The following is a 17,179-nucleotide window of genomic DNA, read 5'->3' on the forward strand; positions in this document are numbered from 1 at the left end:
CGCGCGGCGGAGATAAGGGCGCGACGGCCGATCCGGCGGCGCATCGCCCGAAAGCGACGCTGCGACACGAAGGACTCGCGCTCTGGCGAAAAGTGCGTAGCATGCGCGCAAAAGACGTTCTCATAACGGACCGGGGGGACCGCCATGCGACCGACTGCATCCAGACCGCGTGCGACCACGCCATACCTGCGCGCCGCGCCGGCGCTGATCCTCGGCCTCGGGCTGACGATGGCCGCGACGCATGCCTTCGCCGACATCGTGTCGACCAAGTCGCGCCAGGGCCTCTTCGCCAGCAAGACCTCGGTCCTCGACGATCGCGCGGCCGAGCAATACAAGAGCTCGATCCGCCTGCAGCCGCCCAGCGTGGTCACGCCCACCAAGTACGGCGCGCTCGACGGCACGGTGCCGAAATACCGCGGCGCCTATAACGGCGAATACGCCGGCCTCGCCCGTGACGCCGCGCGCCGCCACGGCATCCCCGAGGACCTATTCCTGCGCCTCGTCCAGCAGGAATCGCGCTTCAATCCCAAGGCGTTGTCGCACAAGGGCGCGATCGGTCTGGCGCAGCTGATGCCCGGCACCGCGCGCCTGCTGGGCGTCGATCCGCACGACCCGCTCGACAACCTCGAAGGCGGGGCGCGGTACCTGCGGATGATGCACGAGAAGTTCGGCTCGTGGCGGCTGGCGCTGGCGGCCTACAATGCCGGCCCCGGCGCGGTCGAGAAGCACGGCGGCGTGCCGCCCTACCGCGAGACGCTGGGCTACGTGAAGGCGATCTGGGGCAGCTAGCCCGCGACGCGCCACTTGTAGGCGCGCGGCAGGTAGGCGATGTGCTGGTCCGCATCGATCACGTGCGGCGCCGCGTGCCGGAACAGCGCACGCCAGAACGGCTGGATCACCACGCCCTGTTCGATCAGGATCGTCTGCAGCCGGCCCATCAGCACGCGCCGCGCGTCCGCCGACAGGATCCCGTTCGCCTCGTTCAGAAGCGCGTCGAAGGCGGGGTCCGCGAACCCCGTCTCGTTCCAGGCCGCGCCCGAGCGGTAGGCCAGCGACAGCACCTGCGTGCCCAGCGGCCGGTGGTTCCAGTCGGTCGTGCTGAACGGGAACTGCGTCCAGCCCTCCCAGTACATGGCGCGGGGCAGGATACGCCTCGACACGATCAGGCCCGCGTCGCGCAGTTGCACCGCCACCGCGTCGGCGGTCGGCCGGCGCAGGTCGTCGTCGACCGAGATCAGCACGTGGTCATAGTCCGACATGCCGGCCTGCACCATGATCGCGCGCGCCTGCCGCGGATCGTAGGGCAGGCGCGTGACCGATCCGTCGTATTCGGGATGCATCGGGCCCACGTGGCAGTTCTCGGCCGGGATGCCGCGTCCGTGCACGCCCAGTTCCAGGCAGATCGCGTTGTCGACCGCCATGGTCAGCGCGCGCCGTACGCGCATGTCGGCATAGGGCCGGCGCCCGCTGCCGTCCTCGGCTTGCTGGTTCGCCCGCACCACCACGGTCGAGCCGCTGTCGATCGCGGATTTCTTCCACCCCAGCGCGTCCATCTCGTCCACCTGGCCGCCGATCGTCTCGTAGAGCACGTCGACCTCGCCCGCCGCCGCCGCGGCGACCCAATTGCGCGGGTCGGTGCCGAGATCGACCAGCTCCAGCCGGTCGAGGTGCCAGCCTCCGAAGGGCAGGGCGTCGTAGCCCCACCAGGGATGCTCGGTCTTCTCCAGCACGGCGCGCTCGCCCGGCAGGTGCGTGGTGACGCGCATCGGGCCGGTGCCGATCAGGGCGGAAAGCGCATCGTCGGGGTCGTAATCCGCATGAACGATCGCGGCGGGATAATCCGCCATTCCGGGGATCAGCGTGATGTCCGACCGCGTCGGCCGCAGGCGGACGGTGGCGTCGTCGAGCACCGCGATCGCGCCGTCTGCCGCGCGCCCGGTCGCCAGGTCGATCAGCGAGGCCATGCGCGCGGCCATCGAGTTGCCTTGCACCGAGACGTCGCACCACCGCTCGATGTTGCGTGCCACGTCCGAGGCCGTAAAGGGCTCGCCGTTCGACCACGTGACGCCGGGGCGCACGTGCAGGACGTATTCCATCGCGTCGTCCGAGGCGTCCCAGTGCGACAGCAGCATCCCGTGGAACGACCCGTCCGAGTTGTACTCGACCAGGTATTCCAGCGTGCCGTGGGTGACATAGGCCATCTGCGGCCAGTCGTAGGTGCGCGGATCGCGGTGGTCGCGCACGTCGCATTGCAGCCGGATCATGCCGCCCGTAGGCCCCGCCTGTTGCGCGCGCGCCGGCGCCGGCAAGCCCGCCAGCGCGCAGGCCGCGGCGGTCGTCATGCCCAGCGCGGTGGCCTGCGACAGGAATTCGCGCCGGCTCAGCCGGCCGGCGGCCAGGTCGGCGGCGCAGGCGCGCGCGGCGGGGTGGACCGGGGATGGGCGGCGAGGTGTCATGCATGCTCCGGCGATCGGGGCTTCATGCAACGCCCTTCGCGGCGGGGCGTCAACGGGCGGATTGCCGCGATCGTGCGACAAAGGCCGGTTTTCGTTCACGAAGGGATCAGCCTGCTATAGCGCCCGCGCATCCACAGGTCGCCAACCGCCCATGCGCGCGCGGAACCACGTGCGCTGCCGCTTGGCGAATTGCCGCGTCAGGATCGTGCCGCGCTCGACGGCCTCGTCCAGCGACAGCGCGCCGTCGAGATACGCCATCAGTTCCGCCGCGCCGATCGCCTTGGCCGAGGGACGGTCGGGCGACCAGGCGGGGCGGTTGGCGCGCGCCTCGTCCAGCGCGCCGCCCTCGACCATCGCGCGGAAACGGCCGGCGATGCGCGCGTTCAGCCAGTCGGGCGGCGCCTCGACCAGCAGCGGCTGCGCGCGGTCCAGCGGCAGCAGCGGCGGCGGCGTGTCGGCCTGCCACTCAGTCAGCCCGCGCCCCGTCGCGGTCAGCACCTCCCAGGCGCGCATCACGCGGCGCGGGTTCATCAGGTCGATCCCGCCGCGCGTCCGTGCGTCAAGTGCCGCGACCAGCGCACCCAGCCCGTCGCGGGCCAGCCGATCCTCGGCCTCGGCGCGCACCGCCGCGGGCGTGGGCGGGATCTCGGCCAGCCCCTCGGTCAGCGCGCGGAAATACAGCCCCGTGCCGCCCGTCACGATCACCCGGCCCGCAGCCAACAGCGGCGACACCTCGCGCAGCCAGTCGCCCACGGAATAGGCGACGTCGCCGGGCACGTGTCCGTAAAGCGCATGCGGCGCCCGCGATTCGTCCGCCGCCGAGGGCCGCGCCGTCAGCACCCGCCAGTCGTCGAACACCTGGATCGCGTCGGCGTTGACGATCGTGCCGCCCTGCGCCTCGGCGATCGCCAGCGCCAGCGCCGACTTGCCGCTGGCCGTCGGCCCCGCGATCAGCACCGGCCGGTCGGCATCCAGCCCGTCCAGCAGGCGTTTCACGGGATCTGATGGCGCCATGCGTTCCTCGGGGTCGGCGGCGGGCATCCCGCCATTGCAGCGCCCCGGGATTTACGACAAACAGGGCCGCGATCCCAGCCCGCCCAAAAACGGAGTGACGGCATGACCGCCCAGCCCAGCCAAGAGCCCCAGAAGGAGACGACCTACAGGCGCGTCCTGCTCAAGATTTCCGGCGAGGCGCTCATGGGCGACCAGGGCTTCGGCCTGCACCCGCCGACCGTCCAGCGCATCGCCCGCGAGGTCCAGAGCGTGCACGAACTGGGCGTCGAGATCTGCATGGTCATCGGCGGCGGCAACATCTTCCGCGGCCTCGCCGGCTCGGCCCAGGGGATGGAGCGCACCACAGCCGACTACATGGGCATGCTCGCCACCGTGATGAACGCGCTGGCGATGCAATCCGCGCTGGAAGGCCTCGGCGTCTTCACCCGCGTGATCAGCGCCATCCGCATGGACGAGGTGGCCGAGCCCTATATCCGCCGCCGCGCCGTGCGCCATCTGGAAAAGAAGCGCGTCTGCATCTTCGCCGCCGGCACCGGCAACCCGTACTTCACCACCGACACCGCCGCGACCCTGCGCGCGAACGAGATGGCCTGCGAGGCGATCTTCAAGGGCACGAAGGTGGACGGCGTCTACGACAAGGACCCGATGAAGCACGCCGACGCGGTCCGCTACGACACCGTCAGCTACGACGATTGCCTGCAGAAGAACCTCAAGGTGATGGACGCCTCGGCGATCGCGCTGGCGCGCGACAACAGCCTGCCGATCATCGTCTTCTCGCTGGACGAACCGGGCGGCTTCAAGGGCATCCTGGCCGGCCGGGGCACCTACACGCGGGTGCACGGCTAGGCCGTTGGGTCCGCGCGCGGCCCTCAGGCGGGCTGCGCGCCGGTTTCCGCCGCTTGCGCCCGCGCCGGGCCGAACAGCGCGCCCGCGCGCAGGTCGCGCGGCGACAGCGCGTATTGCTCGCGGAAGCTGCGCGTGAAGGACGACGGCGATTCGAAGCCGGCGGCGCCCGCGATGTCCGCGATCGGGCGCATCGTGCGCTCGACCAGCAGGCGGGCATGGTCCAGCCGCAGCGCCACGTAGACCCGCGCGGGCGACGCACCCTCGATCCGCTGGCAGCGGCTGCGCAGCTGCTTCGGGCTAAGCCCCAGCAGGCGCGCGATCTCGGTCAGGCTCAGCGGCTCGGCGATATGGGCGCCCATGATCGCCTTCATCCGCGCGATCAGCGGATCGCCCGGCGGGGTCGCCACGCCGTCCTCGGGGGCGGGCAGGGCGCCGCGCTCGCAGGCCGGCAGCAATCCCTCGGCATGCAGCCCGCGCGCGGCGGCATGCGCCAGCGCCGGCGCGCTGCGCCCGGCGACCCAGTCCAGCAGCGCCGCCCCCGTGGCCAGCCCGCCGCGACAGGTCAGCCGCGCGCCGTCATGCACGAAATCCGCGTCCTCGTGCGTGATCGGCCGGGGCGGCGGAAACGGACCCAGTGGTTCTGGCGCGGGCGGCAGCACCGCGCGGTGCCCGTCGAGATACCCCAGCGCCGACAGCACGTGCGCGCCGTGGCCCAGCCCTCCCAGCGTGGCGCCGCGCGCCGCCGCCAGCCGCAGCGCGTCGCGCAGCCGCATCGGCATGTAGAGCGCCGCGTCCGGCCCGCCCGCGATCAGCAGCAGGTCGGCCGAGGCCAGCGCCGCGGCCTCCGCATCCGGCGCCACCGCGACGCCGTCGGCGGACAGGACCGGCGCACCGGTCACGGTATCGGTGACCAGCACCGCCGCCCCGTCGCCCGCCGCGCGCCTGACGCTGCGCACCAGTGCGGCCGTCAGCGCATGGTCGAGCATCGGAAACGCCTCGCACAGGATCATCGCGATCTGCATGTCCACCCCTTCGATGCAGGCTTTCCCAGTTCGCGCCCATCATCCGCGAACCCGGTGAAGGGGCGGTAAACGCGCGCGCGAAACAGGTCGTTTCGCGCATGCCGCGCGCCGGCAAGGGGTCGCGAAAACCGCCCCGCCTCTGGTCAAGGCCGCGTCACCTGCGCTAATAGGCGCCCAAATGGCTGCAACAGGCGGGAACACAATGTCCGAAGAGTTCGAACTGGATACCGACGATCTGAAACGGCGCATGGATGGCGCCATGGCGAACCTGCGCACCGAATTCGCCAGCCTGCGCACCGGGCGGGCCTCGGCCTCGATGCTCGAGCCCGTGCAGGTCGAGGCCTACGGCCAGATGACGCCGATCAACCAGGTGGGCACGGTCAACGTGCCCGAACCGCGCATGGTCACGATCAACGTCTGGGACAAGGGCCTCGTCAACAAGGTCGAGAAGGCGATCCGCGAAAGCGGCCTGGGGATCAACCCGCAGATGAACGGCACGATCATCATGCTGCCGATCCCCGAGCTCAACGAGGAACGCCGCCGCGAGCTGACCAAGGTCGCCGGCCAGTACGCCGAGCATGGACGCGTCTCGATCCGCAACATCCGCCGCGACGGCATGGACCAGATCAAGAAGGCCAAGTCCGACGGCATGTCCGAGGACGACCAGAAGTTCTGGGAGACCGAGGTGCAGCAGCTGACCGACGCCTACATCAAGAAGATCGACGAGGCGCTCGAGGGCAAGCAGGCCGAGATCATGCAGGTCTGATACGCCCGCATCGGCGCCCCCGCGCGGGGCGCCCGCAGGCCCGCTTGCGGCGGCGTTTCCTAACGAAGGATGAATCCGTCTCTGGAAGTCATTGAAATCGTTGGGGCGCCTGGGTGCCCCACCGTGGGACACCGGTTTCGACCGCCCCGCCGCGCCGCAGGCGGAAGACCCGCACGGGTCGCCATGCCACGACCGCCCGATTTCGCCGCATTGCCCGGTAGCAGCCGGCGAGGGGGGGCGTTATTGTCGCAGGCGTGCCGAATGCAAGGATACACGATGCCCGATTCCTTCCGTGAAACCGGTGGCCCGCGCCATGTGGCCATCATCATGGACGGCAACGGGCGATGGGCGACCATGCGCCACCGGCCGCGCCTGTTCGGCCACCATGCCGGCGCCCGCCGCGTCCGCGAGGTCGTCGAGGCCTGCCCGGGCTTCGGGATCAAGTACCTCACGATCTTCGCCTTCTCGACCGAGAACTGGCGCCGCACCCAGGTCGAGGTCGCCGGCCTCATGAGCCTGTTCCGCCGCTACATCACCAAGGAGATGCAGGCCTTCGTCAAGGAGAACGTCCGCGTCCGCTTCATCGGCGACCGGCCGCGCCTGGACGCCAAGCTGCGCGCCCTGATGGACGAGGCCGAGGCCATGACCGCCCATTGCACCGGCACCAACCTGACGATCGCCCTGAACTACGGCGGCCGCGACGAGGTCGCGCGCGCCACGCGCCGCCTGGCCGAGGACGTGCGCGACGGCCGCCTCCACCCCGAGGACGTGAACGAGGAAACCTTGCCGCGCTACCTGGACACCCACGTGCTGCCCGACCCCGATCTCGTGATCCGCACCAGCGGCGAGGCGCGGGTCTCAAACTTCCTTCTGTGGCAATCGGCCTATTCCGAATACATCTTCGTCGACACGCTCTGGCCCGATTTCGGCGCCGACGAGCTGGGGCGCCTGCTGTGCGCCTTCGCCGAACGCGATCGCCGCTACGGCGCGGTGAAGGCATGAGCGGGGCGCGCTGGGACGATCTCGCCGTCCGGCTGGGTTCGGGCGCGGTGCTGGTGGCGCTGGGCCTAGGCGCGGTCTGGCTGGGCGGACTGTGGTTCCACGCCCTGATCGCCGTCGTCTGCGGCGTCATGGTGTGGGAGCTGGTGGTCATGCTCGACGCCGGCCGCCAGCGCAGCCAGTACCTGCTGGCCGGCGCCACCGCGGCCGCGGCGATGATCTCGATCGAACTGCCGCCCGCCTTCGCGCTACCGCTTCTGCTAGCGCCGTCGATGCTGGGCCTCGGGCGGATGCAGACCGGTGGCGTGACCTACGCGGTCTTTACCGCGACGATCCTGCTGGCCGGCTACGGCATGATGGCGCTGCGCGACGATTTCGGCCTGTGGTGGATGCTGTGGCTGGTGCTGGTCGTCGTGGTCACCGACGTGGGCGGCTACTTCGCCGGGCGCTATTTCGGCGGGCCGAAGCTGTGGCCCCGCGTCAGCCCCAAGAAGACCTGGTCCGGCGCCGTCGCCGGCTGGGCCGCGGCCGCGGTGGTCGGCCTGCTGTTCGCCGGCACGGACGAGGCGGGGCTGGGCCTGGTCGGCATCTCGATCGCGGTCAGCATGGCCAGCCAGATCGGTGACATCACCGAAAGCGCAATCAAGCGGCGCGCGGGCGTCAAGGACAGCTCGAACCTGCTGCCGGGGCATGGCGGCCTGCTCGACCGGTTCGACGGGATGCTCGGCGGCGCGCTGTTCATCGTCATCGCCGGCCAGATCGTGAATTTCCCGCCGGGCGTCGCATGAGGCGCATCTCGGTCTTCGGCGCGACCGGATCGATCGGGCTGAACACGCTGGACCTGCTGCGCCGCGACCGCGACGCCTACGATATCGTCGCGCTGACCGGCGGGCGCAACGTGGCCCGGCTGGTCGAACTGGCGCGCGAATTCCGCCCCGCCGTGGCGGTCCTGTCGGACGAAGGCGACCTGCCGGCGCTGCGCGACGGCCTCGCCGGCACGGGGGTCGAGGCCGCCGCCGGACACGCCGCGCTGATCGAGGCGGCGTCGCGCCCCGCCGACTGGGTCATGTCGGCGATCGTCGGCGCCGCGGGGCTCGAGCCCGGGCTGCACGCGCTGCGCGCAGGCGCGACGCTGGCGCTGGCCAACAAGGAAAGCATGGTCTGCGCCGGGCCGCTCATGCTCGAGACCGCGCGCACCCACGGCGCCGCGATCCTGCCGGTCGACAGCGAGCATTCCGCCGTCTTCCAGGCCCTGATCGGCGAGGATCTGGCGGCGGTCGAGCGTGTCATCATCACCGCCAGCGGCGGCGCGTTCCGGGACTGGCCGCTGGCCGACCTCGCACGCGCCACGCCGGAACAGGCGGCGACGCACCCGAACTGGGCGATGGGGCAGCGCATCACGATCGACTCGGCCTCGATGTTCAACAAGGCTCTGGAGCTCATTGAAACGAAAGAGTTCTTCGGCATCGACCCCGACCGGATCGAGACCGTCGTGCACCCGGAATCGATGATCCACGCGCTGGTCGGCTTCGTCGACGGCGCGTTGATGGCCCACGTGGGCCCGCCCGACATGCGCCACGCGATCGGCTTTGCCCTGCACCACCCGGCGCGCCGCACGCTGCCGGTCGAACGGCTGGACCTCGTCCGTCTCGGCACGCTCAGCTTCCGTACCGCCTGCGAGGACCGCTGGCCCGCGCTGCGCCTTGCGCGCGAGGTCATGCGCGCGGGCGGTCTGTCGGGCGCGGTGTTCAACGCCGCGAAGGAGGCCGCGCTGGATGCCTTCGTGGCGCGGCGCATCGGCTTCACCCAGATGGCCGAAGTGGTCGAGGACGTGCTCGACCGCACGACGCCGGAACGGGATGCCGCAGATGGCGTGATTTCCCTTGATACGGTGCTGCACGCGGACCAAATGGCACGGCAGGCCGCGGGCGACGCGATCGCGGCCCGCGCGCGATGATCCGGGCGCGACCCGGCTTCCCGAAAGACAAAGAACGGAGCGATCCTTGGACCCGACGAGTTTGATCCCGCAATTCGGGGGGCTGATCTGGACGCTTCTCGCCTTCGTCGTCGCGCTGTCGGTGATCGTCGCGATCCATGAATACGGCCATTACATCGTCGGCAAGAAGACCGGCATCTACCCCGAGGTCTTCTCGCTGGGCTTCGGACCGGTGCTGTTCTCGCGCCGCGACGGCTACGGCACGCTGTGGCAGGTCGCGGCACTTCCCTTGGGCGGCTACGTGCGGTTCCGCGGCGACGCGAATGCCTCGGGCGGCAAGGACGAGGACGCCATGGCCGCGCTGAGCGAGGCCGAGCGGCGCACCACGATGAACGGCGCGCCGCTCTGGGCGCGCAGCCTGACCGTGGCCGCGGGGCCGCTGTTCAACTTCATCCTGTCGGCGCTGATCTTCACCGGCATCTTCATGGCGCGCGGCCAGGTGGCCGAGCCGCTGACAGTGGGCGACCTGCGCCCGCTGCCGGCCGTGCAGGCGCTGCAGGAGGGCGACGAGATCCTCGAGATCGAGGGCGCGCCGACGCCCGCCCGCGACGACGGCGGCTTCGACGCGTTCCTCGCCGCGCTGCCCAAGCAGGCGCAGCTGGACTACACCGTCCGCCGCGACGGCGCGCCGATGGTCGTCGAGGGGCCTTACGTCTACCCGCCGCTGGCCACGCAGGTGGTGCCGCGCTCGGCCGCGGCGGATGCGGGCGTGCGGCCGGGCGACGTCATCCAGGCGGTCGACGGCACGCCGATCTTCGCCTTCTCGCAAATCCAGGAGGCGGTCGAGAATTCCGGCGGCGCGGCGCTCGACCTGACCGTCTGGCGCGACGGCGATACCCTCGAACTGACCATGACCCCGCGCCGCACGGACGAGCCGCAGCCCGACAACAGCTTCCGCTCGGTCTACCGGATCGGCGTCGTCGGCGGCATGGCCTTCGAGCCTGCCACCGAATCGGTTGGCCCGGTGGCGGCGCTGGGGCAGGGCGTGGCGCAGGTGGGCGCGGTGATCGAAAGCTCGCTGTCGGGCTTGTGGCACATGGTCACCGGCGCGATCTCGACCTGCAACCTGTCGGGGCCCATCGGCATCGCCGAGGTGTCGGGCGACATGGCCGCGCAGGGCACGCAAAGCTTCATCTGGTTCATCGCCGTGCTGTCGACGGCCGTGGGCCTGCTGAACCTGTTCCCGGTCCCGGTGCTCGACGGCGGCCACCTGGTGTTCCACGCCTACGAGGCGGTGACCGGTCGCCCGCCCAGCGACCGCGCGCTGCAGGTGCTCATGTCGATCGGCCTGACGCTGGTGCTGGGGATGATGGTCTTCGCGCTGACCAACGACATCTTCTGCCCCTGACCCACGCGCCGGGGCAGGCCGGGCCATCCCGCCGCCCCGGCCGCGCCATGATCGCGCCCGAATCCCTGCCTACCCCGAAGGGGTGGTGGAAGAACGGAGTGGGATCGATGCGCGCGATCGAAGACGGCTATCGCAGTCTCAACCTCATCCTGACGCTCAGCTGGGACCGGGTCCTGTTCGTCGCGGGGCTTGCCGGAGCGCTCTGGCTGGGGGCTCAATTCGGCGCGTTCGCCGGATGAAGCCGGGGCCGGGCGCGGGCGGATCTGCACCTGCGTCCGGCCTCACAGCGTTTTGACAAGGCCGGTCAATCCCGATACTGAACCCGAAGGGTTTTCAGATTTGGGTAGGCGAAATGGCCGCAGTCACTGGCGCGCGTGAAGCGCGGTTCGAAAGGCTTCACGCAGCGCGGCTGGCACGGGCGGCACGCATCGTCGCCTCGGCCATCGTCCTGGGCGCCGGCGCCGCTTCGGTCACGCCCGGAATGGCGCTTGCGCAAAGCTACACGTTCAACGCCGTCTCGATCGAGGGCAACGAGCGGATCGAGCCCGGCACGATCCTCAGCTATGCCGGCATCGCGCGCGGCGAGACCGTCACCGCGGCCGAGCTGAACGACGCCTACCAGAACATCGTGGCCACGGGCCTCTTCGAGACGGTCGAGATCGTGCCGCAGGGGTCGACCCTGACGATCCGCGTGGTCGAATTCCCGACGATCAACCGCATCACCTTCGAGGGCAACCGCCGCGTCGACAACGAGGAGCTGTCGGCCATCGTGCAGTCGCAGCCGCGGCGCGTCTTCTCGCCGGCGACGGCCGAGGCCGACGCCCAGCGGATCGCCGAATCCTACGCCCAGCGGGGCCGCCTGGCGGCGACCGTGACTCCCCGGATCATCCGCCGCAGCGAGAACCGCGTCGACCTGGTGTTCGAAGTGCTCGAGGGCGGCGCGACCGAGATCGAGCGCATCGCCTTCGTCGGCAACGACGCCTATTCCGACCGCCGCCTGCGCCGCGTGCTGCAGACCAAGCAGGCCGGCCTTTTGCGCTGGATCATCCAGTCCGACACGTTCATCGAGGACCGGATCGCCTTCGACCGCCAGCTGCTGCAGGATTTCTACGCCTCGCGCGGCTACGTCGATTTCCGCATCACCGGCGTCAACGCCGAGCTGGCGCAGGAGCGTGACAACTACTTCGTCACCTTCAACGTCGAGGAAGGCCAGCAATTCCGCGTCGGCGACATCACCGTCTCGTCGGACCTGGCCGAGGTCGATCCGCAGGTCTTCCAGGACGGGCTCAGCCTGCGCGAGGGCGCGGTCTATTCGCCCAACCGCATCGACAACCAGATCGCCCGGCTCGAGCGCGTCGCTGTGCGCGAAGGGCTCAACTTCGTGCGCGTCGAGCCGCGGATCACCCGCAACGACCGCGACCTGACGCTGGACGTAGAGTTCCTGCTGACCCGGGGCGAGCGGATCTTCGTCGAGCGCATCGACATCGAGGGCAACACCACCACGCTCGACCGCGTGATCCGGCGCCAGTTCGACACCGTCGAGGGCGACCCGTTCAACCCGCGTGCCATCCGACAGGCGGCCGAGCGGATCCGCGCGCTCGGCTTCTTCTCGACCGCCGAGGTGAACGCGCGCGAAGGCTCGACCCCGCAGCAGGTGGTCGTCGACGTCGACGTCGAGGAACAGCCCACCGGCTCGCTCAGCCTCGGCGGCTCCTATTCGACGACGGACGGGCTGGGCGCCTCGGTGTCCTTCTCCGAGCGCAACTTCCTGGGCCGCGGCCAGCGGCTGGGCTTCACCATCAACACCGCGTCGCGGTCGCAGAACTACGCGTTCAACTTCTCCGAGCCGGCCTTCCTGGGCCGCGACCTGACCTTCGGCATCGCGCTCAACTACCGCGAAACGGAAGGCCTGAACTCGGACTACGACACGACCCGCGGCCTGTTCCGGCCCTTCATCGAGTTTCCGCTGTCCGAGAGCAGCCGGCTGCAGCTGCGCTACGAGCTGAACTATTCCGACCTCACCGCCGAGGACGCACTGACCGACGTGGGCGAGGTCATCCAGGCCGAAGCCGCGCTGGACGAGCGCTACGACAGCTCGATCGGCTACACCTACAGCTTCGACAGCCGCCGCACCGGGCTCAACCCCGATGCCGGGTTCCTGGTCGAGTTCGGGCAGGATTTCGGCGGGGTCGGCGGCGACACCCAATTCGTGAAATCAAGCCTGCGCGCCACCGCCCAGCGGCTGGTCTGGGCCGAGGAGGTCACCCTGCGCGCCAGTTTCGAGGCCGGCGCGCTCAGCTACAACGAGGGCAACAGCCGCACGACCGACCGCTACCTGCTGGGGCCCAACACGATGCGCGGCTTCGAGTACGGCGGCATCGGCCCGCGCGACCTCAGCAACGACGCCGACGATCCGATCGGGGGCGAGTATTTCGCCGTGGCCCGCTTCGAGGCCGAGTTCCCGCTGGGCCTGCCCGAGGAATACGGCCTTAGCGCCGGCCTGTTCTACGACGTGGGCTCGGTCTGGGGCCTGTCGGACGAGACCGCGTCGACCCCCGGCGCCGACATCGTGGGCGAGGATTTCTTCGCCCGCCACGTAATCGGCTTCTCGGTCTTCTGGGACAGCGCGCTGGGTCCGCTCCGGCTCAACTTCTCCGAGGCGCTGGTCAAGGAGGACTTCGACGAGCCGCTGAACTTCAACCTGACGCTGTCGACCCAGTTCTGATCCCATGCTGCGCGCGCTGAGCCTGCTGGCCGTCCTGCTGTGGCCGGCCACGCTGCCCGCGCAGCAGGCGGGCGGCGACGCGGGCCTGGTGCGCAGCGACATCCTGGTGCTGGATTTCGAACGCTTGTTCGCCGACAGCGCCTATGGCCGGCGGATCGCGCGGGACATCGAGGCGGCCGGCGCCGAGATCGCGCAGCAGAACCGCCGGATCGAGGCCGAGCTGATCGAGGAAGAGCGCCGCCTGACCCGGCAGCGCGACGGCATGGCGCCCGAGGATTTCCGCGAACTGGCGCGCGCCTTCGACGAGAAGGTGCAGCGCCTGCGGTCCGAACAGGACGCCAAGGCCCGCGCCCTGGGCGCCCGCGGCGACGCGGCGCGGCGTGAATTCCTCGATGCGGCGCAACCGGTCTTGGGCACGCTGATGCGCGAGGCGGGCGCCACGATCGTCGTCGAGCGCCGGACCGTGTTCATGTCGGCCGACACGATCGAGGTGACGGACGAGGCCATCGCCCGCATCGACGCCGCGCTGGGCGAGGGCGACGGCCTGCCCGAGGCGCCGCCCGAGACGCCCACCGAGGGCGCGCAGCCGGGCGATGCCGCGCCGGTGACGCCCGGAGCCCCGGTGGTGCCCGCGCCCGCGCGCTGAGCCTGCGCCTTGCCCCCCGGGCCGCGCGTTGATACCCAAGCGGCAACCGACGAACCGGAGACCGCCCCATGTCCGAGACCCTGCGCAGCGCCGACATCCAGACGATCCAGCGGCTGCTGCCGCACCGCTACCCGTTCCTTCTGGTGGACAGGGTCGAACAGATCGACGGCTGGCAATCGGCGGTGGGGATCAAGAACGTCTCGATGAACGAGCCGCATTTCCAGGGGCACTTTCCCGGCCTGCCGATCATGCCGGGCGTGACGATCGTCGAGGCCATGGCGCAGACCTCGGCGGTCATGGTGGGCACCGCGCTCGACATGATCGACAAAAACATGCTGATCTACTTCATGGCGATCGACAACTGCAAGTTCCGCCGCAAGGTGATCCCCGGCGACCAGTTGCGGATGGAACTGCGCACCCTGCGCGGCAAGCCCGGTGGCAAGGTGTGGAAGTTCGGCGGCACCGCCACGGTCGACGGCCAGATGGCGGCCGAGGCCGAGTTCACCGCGATGATGGACGTGCCCGCGTGAGCGACGCCGCTACAATCCATCCCAGCGCCGTGGTCGAGGAGGGGGCGCACCTGGCGCCCGGCTGCGTGGTCGGCCCGTTTTGCCACGTCGGCCCCGAGGTTTCGCTGGCGGCGGGGGTGGAGCTGAAAAGCCACGTGGTGGTCACCGGCCGCACCGAGATCGGCGAGGACACGATCGTCTTTCCGTTCGCGGTGATCGGCGAGATCCCGCAGGACCTCAAGTTCAAGGGTGAATCCACCCGGCTGGTGATCGGCAAGCGCAACCGCATCCGCGAACACGTCACCATGAACACCGGCACCGAGGGCGGCGGCGGCGTGACCACCGTGGGCGACGAAGGCCTGTTCATGGCCGGCTGCCACGTGGCGCACGACGCGCGCATCGGCAACCGGGTGATCCTGGTCAACAACTCGGCCGTCGCCGGGCATTGTGTGCTCGAGGACGAGGTCATCGTCGGCGGCCTGTCCGGCGTGCACCAGTGGGTGCGGATCGGCCGGGGGGCCATCATTGGCGCGGTCACGATGGTGACGAACGACGTCATCCCGCACGGACTGGTGCAGGGGCCGCGGGGGCGGCTCGACGGGCTCAATCTGGTCGGCCTCAAGCGGCGCGGCGTGCCGCGGGTCGAAATCACCGCCCTGCGTGCCGCGTACCAGATGCTCAGCCAAGGCGAGGGCGCGTTCCAGGACCGCGCCCGCCGTCTCGGCGACGAAACCCAAAGCGACCATGTGCGCGAGATCGTGGCCTTCATCATGGGCGACAGCGACCGGTCGTTCCTGACCCCCGGCTGAGGCGATGCTGGCGCTGATCTGCGGGGCCGGCGCGCTGCCGGCCCAAGTGGCCCGGGCGCTGGATGCGCCGCCGATCGTCTGCGCGCTGCAGGGCTTCGCCCCCGATGGCCTGACCCCCGAGATCACCTTCCGGATCGAGACGCTGGGCAGCCTGATCGCCTGGCTCAAGGCGCGCGGTGTCACCGCGCTGTGCCTCTGCGGCCATATCCGCCGGCCCCAGATCGACATCACCACGCTCGACGCCGCGACCGCGCCGCTGGTGCCGCGGCTGAAGCAGGCGATGGAGCTGGGTGACGACGGCGCGCTGCGGGTCGTCCTGGCGCTCTTTGCCGAGGCCGGGTTCGAGATCCTCGCCGCGCACGAGGCCGCGCCGGATCTTCTGCCGCCGCCTGGCGTGCCCACCCGGGCGCAACCGCCCGAGGGGGTCCGCGACGCGGCGCAGGCGGGGGACGCCGAGATCGCGCGCCTCGCTGCCGCCGATGCCGGCCAGGCCTGTGTGATCCGCGACGGGCGCGTCGTCGCCTCGGAAGGGCCGGACGGCACCGACGCCATGCTCGCGGGTCTGACCAGGCCCGAGGCGGACGATCCGTTTTCATGGGCCGTCGACCGGGTCGACGACGTGCTGGGGCAGGCGGCGGACTGGCTGTCCAACGCGTCGCCCGCGCCGGCCTTCCTGTTCAAGGCGCCGAAGCCCGGCCAGGACCGGCGCGCCGACCTGCCCGTGATCGGGCCCGGCACCGCCGCCGCGCTGGCCCGTGCGGGCCTGTCGGGCGCGGTGATCGAGGCGGGCGGCGTCATGGTTCTGGACCGCGCGCGCACCATCGCCGATTTCGACGCGGCGGGCCTGTTCCTCTGGGTCCGCGAGAGGCCGGCCTGATGCAGGTCTTCGTCATCGCGGGCGAGGCGTCGGGCGACAAGCTGGGTGCGGCGCTGATGGGCGGGCTGCGCGGCATGGTCCCCGAGGTGACCTTCCGCGGCATCGGCGGTGCGCGCATGGCCGAGCAGGGGCTGCACAGCCTGTTCCCGATGGACGAGATCTCGGTCATGGGCGTGGTCGAGATCCTGCGCGAATACCGCAGCCTCAAGGCCCGCATCCGCGAAACCGCCGAGGCAGTGATCGCCGCGCGCCCGGACGTGCTGATCACCATCGACCTGCCCGAGTTCTGCCTGCGCGTGGCCAAGCTGGTCAAGGCGCGCGCGCCCGACATCCGCATCGTGCATTACGTCGCACCGACGGTCTGGGCGTGGCGGCCGGGACGTGCGGCGAAGATGGCGCCGCTGGTCGACCAGGTGCTCGCGCTGCTGCCGTTCGAGCCGCCCTACATGGAAGCCGCCGGAATCCCGTGCGACTTCGTCGGCCATCCGGTGGTCACCGACCCGCAGGCGACCGAGGCCGAGGCGGCGGCGTTTCGCGCCGCACACGGCATAGACGGCCCCATGGCGCTGCTGCTGCCCGGCTCGCGCCGGTCGGAACTGGCGCGGCTGGCGCCGGTTTTCGCCGAGGTCGCGGCGCGCCTGCACGCGGCGCGGCCCGACCTGCGGCTGGTGCTGCCGGCGGCTTCGTCGGTGGCGGAACAGGTGGCCGCGCTCGCCTCTGGCCTGCCTGGCAAGCCGGTGGTGATCGACCCGCGCGAGGATCCCGGCGGCGCACGGAAGCGCGCCGCGTTCCGCGCGGCAGACGTGGCGCTGGCGGCGTCGGGGACCGTCTCGCTCGAACTGGCGGCCGCCGACACGCCGATGGTCGTCGCCTACGACATGAGCTGGCTGTCGCGGCAGATCATCGGCCGGATGCTGCGGGTCGACACGGTGACGCTGGTCAACCTCGTCTCGGACACCCGCGCCATCCCGGAATTCATCGGCGCGAACTGCCGCCCCGCGCCGATCGCGGCCTCGGTCCTATCGGTGCTGAAGAACCCCGGCGCGCAGCGCGAGGCGATGGCGCTGGCGATGGATCGACTGGGCCGCGAGGGACCGCCCCCGGGCGACCGTGCGGCGCGCGCGGTGCTGGACCGGATGCCGACATGAAAAGACCCCGGCGCGGTG

17 protein-coding genes are annotated in these 17,179 nt (G+C 70.7%); 14 read left to right on the top strand and 3 right to left on the bottom strand.

Annotated features, from left to right (window positions below):
* The first annotated feature begins 228 nt into the window (after nucleotides 1-228).
* Nucleotides 229-789, top strand: a complete 561-nt coding sequence (locus ACFDTC_RS00460; protein ID WP_375256983.1) for a lytic transglycosylase domain-containing protein — start codon at nucleotides 229-231, stop codon at nucleotides 787-789.
* On the opposite strand, the gene ACFDTC_RS00465 is transcribed toward ACFDTC_RS00460, so the two are convergent.
* Together ACFDTC_RS00465 and miaA are read right to left on the bottom strand one after the other, a co-directional pair.
* The gene (locus ACFDTC_RS00465) at nucleotides 786-2,456 is read right to left on the bottom strand and encodes an ABC transporter substrate-binding protein (RefSeq protein WP_375256887.1); all 1,671 of its coding nucleotides are present in this window, start codon (nucleotides 2,454-2,456) and stop codon (nucleotides 786-788) included. The genes ACFDTC_RS00460 and ACFDTC_RS00465 overlap by 4 nt on opposite strands.
* A gap of 114 nt (nucleotides 2,457-2,570) precedes the next feature.
* On the bottom strand, nucleotides 2,571-3,470 hold the full coding sequence (gene miaA / locus ACFDTC_RS00470; RefSeq protein WP_375256984.1) for a tRNA (adenosine(37)-N6)-dimethylallyltransferase MiaA: 900 nt from the start codon (nucleotides 3,468-3,470) through the stop codon (nucleotides 2,571-2,573).
* 102 nt (nucleotides 3,471-3,572) lie between these two features.
* Between miaA and pyrH the strand changes: the two genes are divergently transcribed.
* A complete protein-coding gene (pyrH, locus tag ACFDTC_RS00475) occupies nucleotides 3,573-4,316 on the top strand; it encodes a UMP kinase (protein WP_375256888.1) in 744 nt (247 codons plus the stop codon).
* A gap of 23 nt (nucleotides 4,317-4,339) precedes the next feature.
* Here pyrH and ACFDTC_RS00480 read toward each other — a convergent pair whose 3' ends face one another.
* Nucleotides 4,340-5,338, bottom strand: coding sequence for a helix-turn-helix domain-containing protein (locus ACFDTC_RS00480; protein ID WP_375256889.1), 999 nt, complete (start codon nucleotides 5,336-5,338; stop codon nucleotides 4,340-4,342).
* 202 nt (nucleotides 5,339-5,540) lie between these two features.
* Between ACFDTC_RS00480 and frr the strand changes: the two genes are divergently transcribed.
* The 12 genes from frr (at nucleotide 5,541) to lpxB (ending at nucleotide 17,161) form a co-directional block, all read left to right on the top strand.
* Nucleotides 5,541-6,104, top strand: a complete 564-nt coding sequence (frr, locus tag ACFDTC_RS00485) for a ribosome recycling factor (RefSeq protein ID WP_375256890.1) — start codon at nucleotides 5,541-5,543, stop codon at nucleotides 6,102-6,104.
* Nucleotides 6,105-6,380: 276 nt separating this feature from the next.
* Nucleotides 6,381-7,106 (top strand): isoprenyl transferase, encoded by a 726-nt coding sequence (locus ACFDTC_RS00490; RefSeq protein WP_375256891.1) that lies wholly within the window; start codon nucleotides 6,381-6,383, stop codon nucleotides 7,104-7,106.
* Nucleotides 7,103-7,891: a phosphatidate cytidylyltransferase gene (locus ACFDTC_RS00495; RefSeq protein ID WP_375256892.1), complete on the top strand. Its 789-nt coding sequence runs from the start codon at nucleotides 7,103-7,105 to the stop codon at nucleotides 7,889-7,891. Before ACFDTC_RS00490 ends, ACFDTC_RS00495 begins: the two co-directional genes overlap by 4 nt.
* Nucleotides 7,888-9,060 (top strand): 1-deoxy-D-xylulose-5-phosphate reductoisomerase, encoded by a 1,173-nt coding sequence (gene dxr, locus ACFDTC_RS00500; protein WP_375256893.1) that lies wholly within the window; start codon nucleotides 7,888-7,890, stop codon nucleotides 9,058-9,060. The genes ACFDTC_RS00495 and dxr overlap by 4 nt, the downstream gene beginning before the upstream one ends.
* Nucleotides 9,061-9,106: 46 nt before the next feature.
* Entirely contained in the window at nucleotides 9,107-10,447 is a 1,341-nt protein-coding gene (gene rseP, locus ACFDTC_RS00505; RefSeq protein WP_375256894.1) for an RIP metalloprotease RseP, read from the top strand.
* A gap of 107 nt (nucleotides 10,448-10,554) precedes the next feature.
* Nucleotides 10,555-10,686 carry a hypothetical protein gene (locus tag ACFDTC_RS00510; RefSeq protein WP_375256895.1) on the top strand — a complete coding sequence of 44 codons (132 nt, stop codon included), beginning with the start codon at nucleotides 10,555-10,557 and terminating at the stop codon, nucleotides 10,684-10,686.
* A 113-nt stretch (nucleotides 10,687-10,799) separates the two neighbouring features.
* Complete coding sequence (bamA, locus tag ACFDTC_RS00515; RefSeq protein WP_375256896.1) at nucleotides 10,800-13,172, top strand: outer membrane protein assembly factor BamA; 2,373 nt, start codon at nucleotides 10,800-10,802, stop codon at nucleotides 13,170-13,172.
* Between the two features lie 4 nt (nucleotides 13,173-13,176).
* Entirely contained in the window at nucleotides 13,177-13,818 is a 642-nt protein-coding gene (locus ACFDTC_RS00520) for an OmpH family outer membrane protein (RefSeq protein WP_375256897.1), read from the top strand.
* Nucleotides 13,819-13,886: 68 nt separating this feature from the next.
* A complete protein-coding gene (gene fabZ / locus ACFDTC_RS00525; RefSeq protein ID WP_375256898.1) occupies nucleotides 13,887-14,348 on the top strand; it encodes a 3-hydroxyacyl-ACP dehydratase FabZ in 462 nt (153 codons plus the stop codon).
* Nucleotides 14,345-15,136, top strand: coding sequence for an acyl-ACP--UDP-N-acetylglucosamine O-acyltransferase (gene lpxA, locus ACFDTC_RS00530; RefSeq protein ID WP_375256899.1), 792 nt, complete (start codon nucleotides 14,345-14,347; stop codon nucleotides 15,134-15,136). The genes fabZ and lpxA overlap by 4 nt, the downstream gene beginning before the upstream one ends.
* A gap of 4 nt (nucleotides 15,137-15,140) precedes the next feature.
* Nucleotides 15,141-16,013 carry an LpxI family protein gene (locus ACFDTC_RS00535; protein WP_375256900.1) on the top strand — a complete coding sequence of 291 codons (873 nt, stop codon included), beginning with the start codon at nucleotides 15,141-15,143 and terminating at the stop codon, nucleotides 16,011-16,013.
* Nucleotides 16,013-17,161, top strand: a complete 1,149-nt coding sequence (gene lpxB / locus ACFDTC_RS00540; protein WP_375256901.1) for a lipid-A-disaccharide synthase — start codon at nucleotides 16,013-16,015, stop codon at nucleotides 17,159-17,161. The genes ACFDTC_RS00535 and lpxB overlap by 1 nt, the downstream gene beginning before the upstream one ends.
* Nucleotides 17,162-17,179 lie beyond the last annotated feature (18 nt).

This window comes from Citreimonas sp., from assembly GCF_042096055.1.
Taxonomy (GTDB): domain Bacteria; phylum Pseudomonadota; class Alphaproteobacteria; order Rhodobacterales; family Rhodobacteraceae; genus Citreimonas.

Excerpts from the sequence above, each read along its gene's own strand:
- ACFDTC_RS00460 (WP_375256983.1), top strand. The coding sequence starts at position 229 with ATGGCCGCGACGCATGCCTTCGCCGACATCGTGTCGACCAAGTCGCGC.
- ACFDTC_RS00465 (WP_375256887.1), bottom strand. The coding sequence starts at position 2,456 with ATGACACCTCGCCGCCCATCCCCGGTCCACCCCGCCGCGCGCGCCTGC.
- miaA (WP_375256984.1), bottom strand. The coding sequence starts at position 3,470 with ATGGCGCCATCAGATCCCGTGAAACGCCTGCTGGACGGGCTGGATGCC.
- pyrH (WP_375256888.1), top strand. The coding sequence starts at position 3,573 with ATGACCGCCCAGCCCAGCCAAGAGCCCCAGAAGGAGACGACCTACAGG.
- ACFDTC_RS00480 (WP_375256889.1), bottom strand. The coding sequence starts at position 5,338 with ATGCAGATCGCGATGATCCTGTGCGAGGCGTTTCCGATGCTCGACCAT.
- frr (WP_375256890.1), top strand. The coding sequence starts at position 5,541 with ATGTCCGAAGAGTTCGAACTGGATACCGACGATCTGAAACGGCGCATG.
- ACFDTC_RS00490 (WP_375256891.1), top strand. The coding sequence starts at position 6,381 with ATGCCCGATTCCTTCCGTGAAACCGGTGGCCCGCGCCATGTGGCCATC.
- ACFDTC_RS00495 (WP_375256892.1), top strand. The coding sequence starts at position 7,103 with ATGAGCGGGGCGCGCTGGGACGATCTCGCCGTCCGGCTGGGTTCGGGC.
- dxr (WP_375256893.1), top strand. The coding sequence starts at position 7,888 with ATGAGGCGCATCTCGGTCTTCGGCGCGACCGGATCGATCGGGCTGAAC.
- ACFDTC_RS00510 (WP_375256895.1), top strand. The coding sequence starts at position 10,555 with ATGCGCGCGATCGAAGACGGCTATCGCAGTCTCAACCTCATCCTGACG.
- bamA (WP_375256896.1), top strand. The coding sequence starts at position 10,800 with ATGGCCGCAGTCACTGGCGCGCGTGAAGCGCGGTTCGAAAGGCTTCAC.
- ACFDTC_RS00520 (WP_375256897.1), top strand. The coding sequence starts at position 13,177 with ATGCTGCGCGCGCTGAGCCTGCTGGCCGTCCTGCTGTGGCCGGCCACG.
- fabZ (WP_375256898.1), top strand. The coding sequence starts at position 13,887 with ATGTCCGAGACCCTGCGCAGCGCCGACATCCAGACGATCCAGCGGCTG.
- ACFDTC_RS00535 (WP_375256900.1), top strand. The coding sequence starts at position 15,141 with ATGCTGGCGCTGATCTGCGGGGCCGGCGCGCTGCCGGCCCAAGTGGCC.
- lpxB (WP_375256901.1), top strand. The coding sequence starts at position 16,013 with ATGCAGGTCTTCGTCATCGCGGGCGAGGCGTCGGGCGACAAGCTGGGT.